The following is an 11,777-nucleotide window of genomic DNA, read 5'->3' as shown; positions in this document are numbered from 1 at the left end:
GCCTCTTCGTGAAGAACTTTTGCACCCATGTAGGAAAGTTCACGAAGCTCTTTATAAGTAATAGTACCAATAGGACAGGAGTCCTTTACTATTTTAGGGTCTGCAACTAAAAATCCGCTTACATCAGTAAAGTTTTCATACATTTCAGCATCTAAAGCAGAAGCAATCACTGAACCAGTAACATCAGATCCACCTCTAGAAAAAGTATGAACTTTGCCAAATTCATCTAAGCCATAGAAACCTGGCACAACAGCTCTATCGTGTTTTGTCAAAATATTTTTTATGTTTTCACAAGACTTGTCAATGTCCAAGACACCCTCTTTAAATACAATTAAATCCCTTGCATCTACAAAATCATAACCAATGTAATTTGCAAGAACTTGGGCACTAATAAATTCACCACGACTAATTACAAAATCGTAACTAGCGCCCTTTGCAATTTCATTTTTAACATCGTCTAAAATTTTATCAATGTCAATATCCAAAACAAGATCATCGACAATATTTTTAAAAACATTTTCGATGATCTTGTAAACTTCGTTAAAATTCAAATCATGCACACTTAACTCGTGACACATTGCGAGTAGGTCAGTAACCTTGTGATTATTGTTCACACCTTTACCAGGTGCAGACACAACGACATACTTTCTCTCAAGGTCATCTTCTATTATCGCTTTAACTTTTTTCAGTTGAACCGCATCAGCTAGTGAGCTTCCACCAAATTTTGCAACTTTCATCTTTTTCTCCTTTTTAAACAGTGTAATAAGTAAGTAAAATTAAATTAAGTTTCGTGTTTAGTACAAAAAAACAGAAGAATTAAAAGTAATTTTTTCGATTATACAATTATTTAGTGAAGTTGTCAATTAATATAACGTTAATTACGCTTTATGATTAAGGATTTAGATATGATAGATTGAAAAAATTAAAAAAGATAAAAAATTAGGTATATAAGTATTTTGAAAAATTTTAGCAAAACATAAATTTAAAGAGAAAAATGCAGCGTAAAAATTTTCTACAGCCAGGGGTAAGAAGGAACAAAAAATACCAGAGAAAATATTATACTCTCTGGTATTAGGTACAACTTTATGGAGTCACCTTAAACTACGGTTTTTTAGATTAAAAGTTAATTTTATAAATCAAGGTCAGGAACAATTTGAATTTTATAATCTGGATAAAGGTCCTTGACTTCTTTATTTATTATTTTAAGAGCATCTTCTACTTTAATGTCAAAGCTCAAAACAACATCAAATCTTAAAGAATTTTTATCAATATCGCAGTAAAATCCATGGACTTGGAGAGCCCAATCATGAGATAAAATTTTCTTTTCAACAGTTTCTCTAATTTCTGTAGCTTTTTTGTCTTTAGTATTAAAAGAATATACACCGAGAGCAATTAAAATTACTCCAGTTTTTTTATAAATCTTGTGTTGTAATTTTCTTGTTAACTTGTCAACCTCATCGACTTGCATTTTGTCTGGAAGTTCAACATGAAGGGAAGAGTAGTATTTATTGGGACCGTAATTAAAAAGTGCTAAGTCGTATACTCCAAGCACTTGTTCTTCTTCACTAACTAACTTTTTTATTCTCTTTACCATTTCATGATCAGCTCTGTGACCAATTAAATCATCAATAGTTGATAGCATTATTTCAATTCCAGCCTTAATCATAAAAATTGAAATAATTATACCAACATAAGCTTCGAGAGAAATCCCCCAAATTGTAAAAATAATGGCAGACAAAAATACAGAAAAAGAGAGAATTGCGTCAAATAAAGCGTCAGAACCCGATGCAATTAATGCAGTAGAATTAACTTTTTTGCCTTGTTCTTTCACATAAGTTCCCAAAATAAATTTTACAACCACTGCTAAACCAATAACCACAATAGAAAGTATTGTATAGGATGCAGGACTTGGATTTAAAATTTTCTTCACAGATTCAACCAAAGAAGTAATTCCAGCGTAAAGAACAAGAGCAGCAATAATCATTGAAGATATGTACTCAATCCTTCCGTAACCCATTGGATGTTTTTTGTCTGGAGCCTTGCTGGCAATTTTTTCGCCTATGATAGTTACAACAGAAGAAAGAGCATCAGATAAATTGTTCACAGCATCTAAAATCAGCGCAATAGAATTAACAAATAAACCTAAAATTGCCTTAAATATTGCGAGAAACACATTGGTTAAAATAGCAATTATACTTGTCTTTATAATTGCCTTTCCACGATTTTTTAAGATATTCAAAATATCATAACTCTCTTGTGACATAATAACTCCTTTTTATTTAAAATTTATGATTAACTTTTGCGTCTTTTTAATACCCAGAAGTTTATTTTTAAATAAGATATTTAAACTTGTTCAACGTCAATTTTTTATTATAATTATAAATTTTCTATTTACTAAAAAACATTTATCTAAACTACATAATATTCAATAGCTTAAAAATATAACGCTAAAATTAATGATATTATAAAATATTGCTTAAGGCATCGGGAAGCGGACACAGTAGAAACGGATAGACTAGATTATAAAATAAAAAGTACATATTGTTTTGTAACATTAACGGAAAGAAGAATTAGATATTGTAGCTATACTAGTAAAAATAGAAAGTCAAAAAATGTAACGCAAGCAATAATAAATGCTTAAAAAAACCCAAAAGAATCTAGTAAAAATTATAACATTTAAGAATTAAAGAGTTTCCAGGATTTGGGAAGATAGAAGGGCAATTAGGAGATTCTAAGGCATGTTTCTGGTGACATACCCACGAGTCACAGGTGAGTTTTATTTGTACTAATTATATTATTGGTGAGATTAATGATATTCTTCCAAAGGCTAAATTAATGTCAACAATTTTAAGGGCAACCATGTTTTAAAGGTTTTATTTCTCAAAAAGAAATAATTAGACATATTTTAGATTTTGATTATTCTTTCAGAACAAATTAGGATTTAATCAAAATATTTTATTCACTATAATAATAGAGAAAAACTTTGATATATTAAAAATTACTTTACAAGAATTTAATTCTGATAAGTTTGGATGTATATATAATAAATTAAGACAGTTGCAAATATAGCTATTAAACATTTAGAAAAAATCAATTATATACTAACATACAATGACAGGAAAATTAAAAATATTGATAATAAAGTTAAGGTTATTAAAAGAGTTTTTTATGTTTTACCATAAAAAATATATGGCTTAGACAATAAACCAGAAAACCATATATCGTTAATTTTTCCCACTAACACTATTTGACGAAGAGCCTAAAAAGCCCTCTACAATAAGCAGAGGGCGAAATATTATTTTAATTTTTTATATCTCTGCAAGGCATCTTTGTAGGCTGTAATTATTGCCTTAGTAGAAGAAGCATTGTATCTTTCTAAAATTTCCTTTGTGATTAAATCTTCATCAGTAATATTTTTGCCAATAAAGATTCCTCTTATAAAATCACGTGTGAGTGTAAGAGTAGCATTACTGTCCATATTGATAATATCTCCATTTTCTTCAACTTCAAAAGCCATATAAAAAATCCCATAAATCTTTGTAATGGCATTGTCTGAATTTGTCCTAGCTTCTCCTGTGAGATATAATGTGTTTTTCATCTTATACTCCAATTTTATTATAAATTTTTAGAGATATTTTACCAATTAATTCTTTTGCAAGAATATTTGACTTTGCTTGGTTTACTAAAATCACGAGAATATAATTTTTATTTTCTGTAAAAAATATACCTCCGTCATTTTCCAAATTATCTAAGTCCCCGCTTTTATTTGCAATTTTTAAATTTTCTTTTAGATATCTTTGCAATCTATCTCTTTCTTGTTGTTTCAAAAGAATATCGAGAGCAAGCTTAGACATATCTTCGCTTAAAAAACTTTTTTCATAAATACTTTTTAGAATTTTCAAAATATCATCTGAAGAGGTGTAATTGTCGAGTCCTCTTTCTTTAGCGTCTAAATCCATCATATTTCTTTGGAGTGTTGTTTTTTTAAGTCCGAAAATTTTACCAGTTTTATTTATTTCGTCCATCCCAATTTTTTCAATCAAAATATTTGTTGCAAAGTTGTCGCTTATTATTATCATAAGCGTCAAAAGCTCTCTTATAGAAAATAAATGGTCGAAGGAAAGCTCCTTTAATATTCCAGATCCTTCCACTCTTTTTTCTTTTTCAAGTTTTATTTTTTCATCAAGTGAAATTTTTCTTTCTTCAACATTTTTTAGAAGAGTAAGCATTATTAAAAGTTTTATCATACTTGCTGAAGGCATTTGTTTATCGCCTTCAACAGAAAAATTTTTTCCACTATCTAAGTCATAAAAACTTACAGAAACATTAAAAAAGCTTTCATTTACAATATTTTCTATTTCATCCTTTAATTTATTATAGTTTATCATATCATTGTTTTCTTTTCTATTAAACTTAGCTTAAAAGCTTTAATATTTGTCCCATTCCTATACCAAAGAAGTTTCCAAGTGCAGCTCCCAGTACTCCCATTAATACTCCTATACCTGCATAAGATGCGTCATAAGCACTGGCAACTATTGGAGCTGATGCTGAGCCGCCTATGTTTGCAAGTGATGCTGTGGATACCATACATAAATCCCAGTGAAAAATTTTTGAAAATACATACATAAGTATTACGTGAACTGCAAGGATGAACAATCCATATACTACCCACATTGGAGCAGAAATCAAGTCAACTACTGATGCTGTTGAAGCTAATAATGATACTACTGCGTATAGATATACGTTTGATAATTCTTCTACTGCTGGCAATTTTCCTATTGGTGATAATGCACAAACAAGTCCTAATATTGTAACGAATAATGTTGTTATTGTTCCTTTGTCGAACATTGCCAGTACCATATTTGTAAAGGCATCTGATAATTTTGATCCAACTAATTGAGATAATGCAGATACTATTAGTGATAAACCTATTAAGAAAATCCAATCTGCTGAGTTAGCAACTTTTTTGTCCTTTGATACTTCCGCTGCTGCTGCATCTGCTATTGCTTGTAATTTTGATGTGTCTGCTTTTGTTGATTTATTCCATTTTGGTGCATATCTTACTGCAAGTAATAGTAGTGCAATCCATAGAGAATAACATACTGTATCAAGTGCTAAAGCACAAGAGTAAGCTCCAGCATCTACAGGTAATGCCGCTTGCATTGCTGCCATGTTTGCTGATCCGCCAACCCAAGATGCGAATAGTGCCGCTACTGCTGCCCATGTATCTGTTCCCAATGTATGCTTGAATATTGGATATCCAACTACAAAACCTATAAAGAGTGTTAACGAACATCCTAAAAATATTGCAACCATTCTTCCACCGAGTTTTGCTAGTTTTCTAAAATCACAACGAAGTAACATTACGAAAATCATTGCATAAAGTAAATTATTTTTTAATGCCGAGTATGTCTTGGAACATTCTTCTGATGAGTATAGTCCCATTGTACAGAAAATCATATTTAGCACATAAATGAATACTAGTGGTGGAACTACGTTAAATATTTTCCATTTTGTGTATTTTTCTAATGCTAGTAATGCTCCTGCTATGAACATTAGAAATGCTATATAAGTAAATCCATTAGTTATTACCATAATTTTCTCCTCTCTATTTTATTTCTACATTACTTTAAAAATTTTAAATATCTAAGTATTTTATGCCCTTTACAGATTTTATTCCAAGTCCAATATCTTGTGATACGGTAACTTCTTTTTCATTGAAAACTGCTCCCCCCTCAATAGGGTCTTCTGAACAAAGAACTGGTCCATCTAAGTCTATCTTTGTTATTATTTGTTTTGCACAAGCTAAATGAACAGCTGCGTTTACTGATATTTTTGCTTCTAGCATACATCCTATCATGCATTCTACTCCGCAAACTTCTGCCATGCTAATTATTTTCAATGCATTGTAAAGTCCTCCGCATTTCATTAGTTTTATATTTATTAAATCTGCTGCCTTCATATTTAATATAGTCATTGCATCTTTTGGCGAAAATACACTTTCGTCTGCCAATACTGGTACTATTGAGTGATCCGTTACATATTTTAGTCCTTCATAATCATGAGCCTCTACTGGTTGTTCTACTAATTCTATGTCTAATTGTTTATCTTGCATTGAGTCTAAAATTCTAACTGCTTCCTTAGGTTTCCACGCTTGATTTGCATCTATTCTCAGTCTTACATTTGGACCAACTGCTTTTCTTATGGCCTCAAGTCTTTTTACATCAAGTGTTGGATCTATTCCTACTTTTACTTTTAAAGTGTCGTATTTTCTTTTTACTGCATCTAGGGCATCTCTTGCCATTTCCTCAGGATCGTTTACAGAAATTGTTATGTCTGTTACTATTTTATTTCTAGATCCTCCCATTAATTTGTAAACGGGTATTTTGTGAAGTTGTCCATATAAATCCCAAAGTGCCATGTCACAGGCTGCCTTTGCACTTGTATTTTTTACTATGCATGAATTTATATCTTTCATCAAGTTTTCAAAATCATCTATGTCTCTACCTACTATTGTTTTAATTATATGGTCTTTAAAAGCACCGATAATTGATCCTTGTGTTTCGCCAGTTACTGCTCCAGTTGGTGGAGCTTCTCCATATCCTATTTCTCCAGTATCTGTATGTATCTCAACTATTATGTCTTCAACACTATTTACAGATCTTAGTGCTGTCTTAAAGGGAACACGTAATGGTACAGACAAAATGCCTAATTTTACTTTTGTTATTTTCATTTTTACCTCCTTCTAAGTTTTCATTTAGGATTATAAAAATTTTAATCCCAAATAAAAAAGCCCAGCAAAATAAAAGTTATTTATTTACTGGGTCTCAAATTGTTTCTTGATCTATTGTAATAGCTCATGCAAAATGAAGCAGTTAATATTTATTTGTGAAAATATTTTATAATACACAAAATATTTTGTCAATATATTATCGTATTAAAGTTAAATTGTAAAAGATTAAAAGTTTAATAAATACAATATTCAATTAAGAATAAACTTAATACAAATTAAATCTCCAAGATAATGCTAAGGCTTGTAAATAGATTTATAAATTAAATTTTATTAGATAAAGAAAAGCACTTGACCATAGAGCAATAAATTTATTTAGATAAAAATTACAGAATTAACTCTAGGAATTCTTGACAAGATGTTTAAATATTAATAGAAAAAAATAAATTTTATGATAAAGAAAAAGCAAATATAATAAAATGACTTAAAAATCATATAATAGGAAGATGCTTAAAAAAATTTTAATCAAAAGAGATAATGACTAAATTCAAACATTTAATAAAAAAAGTGATGGGCATAATAGAATTATCTACTATGCAACATCACTTTTACTTAATTATCTTATTCAAATTTTCCGTGACAGTTTTTATATTTTTTTCCGCTTCCACATGGGCATGGGTCATTTCTTCCAACCTTTTTTTCTTTTCTTACATAAGGTTTTTGTTTTCCGTCATCTGGATTTACAGTTTCAATTTCTTTTGCAACTCTAACTCTTTGTACTCTTTCAGGATTTATTACATGATAAAGCATTTTAACTGTGTCTTCTTTGATTGATTCGTTCATTTCTTCGAACATATCAAAGCCTTCTTCTGCGTAAGCTCTAACTGGGTCAGTTTGTCCAACTGCACGAAGTCCAATTCCTTTTCTTAGTTGATCCATTGCGTCGATGTGATCCATCCACTTTTGGTCAACATTTTGAAGTAGGGCAACTCTTTCTATTTCTCTAAATTTTTCGTCGCCAAAATCTTCTTCTTTTTCTTTATATTTTTTATCAGCAAGTTCTTTAATGTATTCTTTTAGAGATTCTGCTGTTGGATTTTCAAGTTCCTTTAAGAAATTTTCATCAAAGTCAAAAACATTTACTCCAAAGTTTCTAATTGATTCGAAGTCTAAATATTTTTTGTTATTGTCATCAAGCTTGTTGTAAAAGTCGATTGTCTTGTCGATTACATCATTTCTCATTGCGATGATGTCATCTTTTAAGTTTTCACCTTCAAGCACTCTTCTTCTTTCGCTGTAGATTACTTCTCTTTGTTTATTCATAACATCGTCGTATTTTAAGACATTTTTACGAATACTAAAGTTATTTCCTTCTACTTTTCTTTGTGCTGATTCAATAAGTCTTGTTAAAATTTTTGCTTCAACGGGTTCATCTTCTGGTGAATCAATTTTAAGCATTGTTTCTTTAAACCTATCGCCAGCAAATAGTCTAATTAAATCGTCATCTGCTGATATATAAAATCTTGAAGAACCAGGGTCTCCTTGACGACCTGAACGGCCACGGAGTTGGTTGTCGATACGTCTTGACTCATGTCTTTCTGTGCCTATTATTCTAAGTCCGCCGACTTTTTTAACTTCTTCGGCTTCTTTGTCAGTTTCTTCTTTGAATTTTTTAACAAGATTTTGATAATCTTCTCTTGCTTTTAAAATTTCTGGGTCATCTGTTTTGAAATATGAATCTGCATATTCAAGCATTTCTTCTTCCATGCCTTGCTTTTTAAGTTCTTTCTTTGCAAGGTATTCTGGATTACCACCAAGTACAATGTCGGTACCACGACCAGCCATGTTAGTTGCAATAGTTACTTGACCAAAACGACCAGCTTGTGCGACAATTTCAGATTCTTGTTCGTGCTTTTTAGCATTCAATACATTATGTTTAATGCCTGCATGTTTCAAGTATTTTGAAAGTACTTCTGATTTGTCAATGGATATTGTACCAACTAGCACTGGTTGTCCTTTTTCATGTGCTTCTGCAATTTCTCTAGTAACAGCTTTGAATTTTGCATCTTCGTTGATGTAAATGTGGTCATTTTCGTCTATTCTTATGACAGGTTTATTTGTAGGAATTTCAACAACGTCTATGTTATAGATGTCTCTAAATTCGCCTTCTTCTGTCATTGCAGTACCAGTCATACCAGAAAGTTTGTCGTACATTCTAAAGTAGTTTTGGAATGTAATTGTAGCAAGAGTTTTTGATTCAGCTCGTACTTCAAGCCCTTCTTTTGCCTCAATTGCTTGGTGAAGACCTTCAGAATATCTTCTACCATACATTAGACGACCAGTAAATTCATCAACTATAATAATTTCGCCATCTTTAATAACATAGTCAATATCTTTGTGCATTGTACCAGCAGCTTTTAAAGCTTGGTTAATGTGGTGAGATAATTCCATATTAGATGCGTCTGATAAGTTTTCAATGCCAAAATATTTTTCAGCCTTTTCAATACCCTTATCAGTTAATGTTGCAGTTTTGTCTTTTTCGTTTATAACATAGTCAACAGTTTCTTCCTCGAATTCTCTATTGAATCTTTCAAGGTCTATTTCATCTTGGCTCTTAATTCTATGAGATAAAGTATTTACAAAATCTCTTGCTCTAACATATAAATCAACAGATTCGTCGCCTTGACCAGAAATAATAAGAGGTGTTCTAGCTTCATCAATTAAAATTGAGTCAACTTCATCGACTATACAAAAATGAAGTCCTCTTTGTACCATTTCTTCTTTATAGATAACCATATTATCTCTAAGATAGTCGAAACCAAATTCATTATTTGTACCGTAAGTTATGTCCGCATTGTAGGCAGCTTTTCTCTCATCTTGATCCATGTCGTGAATAATACATCCGACAGTGAGTCCCAAGAACTCGTAAACTTTACCCATCCAGTCTCTATCACGGCTTGCCAAATAATCATTTACAGTTACAATATGTGTGCCCTTGCCTTCAAGAGCGTTTAAGTAAGCTGGAAGTGTAGCAACAAGTGTCTTACCTTCACCTGTTTTCATTTCAGCAATTCTACCTTGATGAAGAATAATACCACCGATTACTTGTACTCTAAAGTGCTTCATGCCAAGCACTCTCCATGCAGCTTCTCTTACAACAGCAAAAGCTTCTGGAAGTATATCGTCTGTAGTTTCACCATTTTTAATTCTATTTTTAAATTCTTCAGTTTTTTCTTTTAGCTCAGTATCTGAAAGTTTTTCCATCTCGCCTTCGAGACTCATAACTTTATTTACAAGGGGCTCGATCTTTTTTAGTTCCCTATCGCTGTAGGTACCAAAAATCTTTTCCATTAAACCCATTTTACCACTCCTTTTACCTGACGTTTAATTCTATCATTAAATGGCATATTTTACAATAAAAAACAATTTTTACTTATCTCTATAAATTATATTGTTAGAAATATTTAAAGTCAATATAAATAGCTTAAATACTTAATTTTAATTGAGTTTAAATACTCATTAACTATACAAATTTTAATTTTTATATTAAAATGTATTTAATGAAGAGGAGGTTAATATGATATTAGTAGTTGACTTTGGGGGCCAATACAATCAGTTAATAGCAAGAAGAATAAGAGACTTAAATATTTACTGTGAAGTTGTACCCTACAACAAGGCCTTAAAAGAATTAGAAAATAGAAAAAACGTAGAAGGAATAATCTTCACAGGTGGACCTAATTCAGTATATGAAGAAAGTGCACCAAAAATTGAAAAAGAAATCTTTGACAAAAATATTCCAATACTTGGACTTTGCTACGGAATGCAACTCATGGCATACGCATTAGGTGGCGAAGTAGTTAGTGCACCAAAAGAAAGAGAATTTGGAAAAACAGAAATCACAACAGAAACATCGGAAATATTTAAAAACTTAGAAAAAAAAGAATCAGTTTGGATGAGCCATGTAGATAGAGTAGAAAAAGTGCCAGAAGGATTCGAAATAATTGCACGTAGCAAAAACTGCCCAGTAGTAGCAATGGCAAATGTAGATAAAAATCTTTACGCACTACAATTCCATCCAGAAGTAAATCACACAGTCCACGGCAAAAAAATGCTAGAAAACTTTGCAGTAAATATTTGCGGTGCAAAAAAAGACTGGACAATGGAAAACTACGCAAAAAAAGCAATAAAAGAAATAAAAGAAAAAGTTGGAGACGGAAAAGTACTACTTGCATTATCAGGTGGTGTTGACTCATCAGTAACAGCAGCACTAATATCAAAAGCAGTAGGTGAAAAATTAACTTGCATCTTCGTAGATCACGGACTAATGAGAAAGAATGAAGGCGACGAAGTAGAAGAAGCATTCAAAGACTCAGGTATGCACTTCATAAGAGTAGATGCAGAAAAAAGATTTTTAGAAAAACTTTCTGGAGTAACAGATCCAGAAAGAAAGAGAAAAATAATCGGCGAAGAATTTATAAGAGTCTTTGAAGAAGAAGGACAAAAAATAAAATCAGTAGATTACTTAGCACAGGGAACAATCTACCCAGATGTAATCGAATCAGGATTAGGCGACTCAGCAGTAATAAAATCCCACCACAATGTAGGAGGGCTTCCTGATTTTGTTGATTTCAAAGAAATAATTGAACCCCTTAGAATGTTATTTAAAGACGAAGTTCGAAACCTTGGACGAGAATTAGGACTACCTGACTATTTAGTAGACAGACAACCTTTCCCTGGACCAGGACTAGCGATAAGAGTATTGGGAGAAATAACAAAAGAAAAATTAGACATTTTGCGCGACGCAGACAAAATTTTCAGAGACGAATTAGAAGCTGCAAAACTAGAAGACATCAACCAATATTTTGCAGTCTTAACAAATATCAGAACAGTTGGAGTAATGGGAGACTTTAGAACTTACGACTACACACTTGCCCTCCGCGCAGTATCAACAACAGACTTTATGACAGCTGATTTCACAAAAATACCATGGGAAATTTTAGAAAAAGTATCAACCAGAATAGTAAACGAAGTAGATCATATAAATAGA

Annotated in this window: 7 protein-coding genes and 1 pseudogene; 1 reads left to right on the top strand and 7 read right to left on the bottom strand. The window is 31.4% G+C overall.

Features of this window, described 5'->3' with window-relative positions:
• The 7 genes and pseudogenes from MR285_RS05415 to secA all read right to left on the bottom strand — a co-directional run.
• Window positions 1-737: pseudogene (locus tag MR285_RS05415) on the bottom strand (aspartate kinase); the annotation flags it as partial.
• A 392-nt stretch (window positions 738-1,129) separates the two neighbouring features.
• On the bottom strand, window positions 1,130-2,263 hold the full coding sequence (locus MR285_RS05410) for a cation diffusion facilitator family transporter (protein WP_293558808.1): 1,134 nt from the start codon (window positions 2,261-2,263) through the stop codon (window positions 1,130-1,132).
• 1,032 nt (window positions 2,264-3,295) lie between these two features.
• Complete coding sequence (locus MR285_RS05405; protein ID WP_293558806.1) at window positions 3,296-3,598, bottom strand: DUF3870 domain-containing protein; 303 nt, start codon at window positions 3,596-3,598, stop codon at window positions 3,296-3,298.
• A gap of 1 nt (window position 3,599) precedes the next feature.
• Entirely contained in the window at window positions 3,600-4,388 is a 789-nt protein-coding gene (locus MR285_RS05400) for a serine hydrolase (RefSeq protein WP_293558804.1), read from the bottom strand.
• Between the two features lie 25 nt (window positions 4,389-4,413).
• Window positions 4,414-5,595, bottom strand: coding sequence for a DUF819 family protein (locus MR285_RS05395; RefSeq protein WP_293558802.1), 1,182 nt, complete (start codon window positions 5,593-5,595; stop codon window positions 4,414-4,416).
• Between the two features lie 43 nt (window positions 5,596-5,638).
• The gene (locus MR285_RS05390) at window positions 5,639-6,733 is read right to left on the bottom strand and encodes a dipeptide epimerase (RefSeq protein ID WP_293558800.1); all 1,095 of its coding nucleotides are present in this window, start codon (window positions 6,731-6,733) and stop codon (window positions 5,639-5,641) included.
• A gap of 618 nt (window positions 6,734-7,351) precedes the next feature.
• Window positions 7,352-10,090, bottom strand: coding sequence for a preprotein translocase subunit SecA (gene secA / locus MR285_RS05385; RefSeq protein WP_293558798.1), 2,739 nt, complete (start codon window positions 10,088-10,090; stop codon window positions 7,352-7,354).
• A 217-nt stretch (window positions 10,091-10,307) separates the two neighbouring features.
• Here secA and guaA point away from each other — a divergent pair.
• Window positions 10,308-11,777: glutamine-hydrolyzing GMP synthase (gene guaA, locus MR285_RS05380; protein WP_293558796.1), on the top strand; the 1,470-nt coding region annotated here is incomplete at its 3' end.

The sequence above is a fragment of the Peptoniphilus sp. genome (assembly GCF_022767005.1).
Lineage (GTDB): Bacteria > Bacillota > Clostridia > Tissierellales > Peptoniphilaceae > Peptoniphilus_A.
This window is presented reverse-complemented; position numbering and strand designations above follow the sequence as displayed.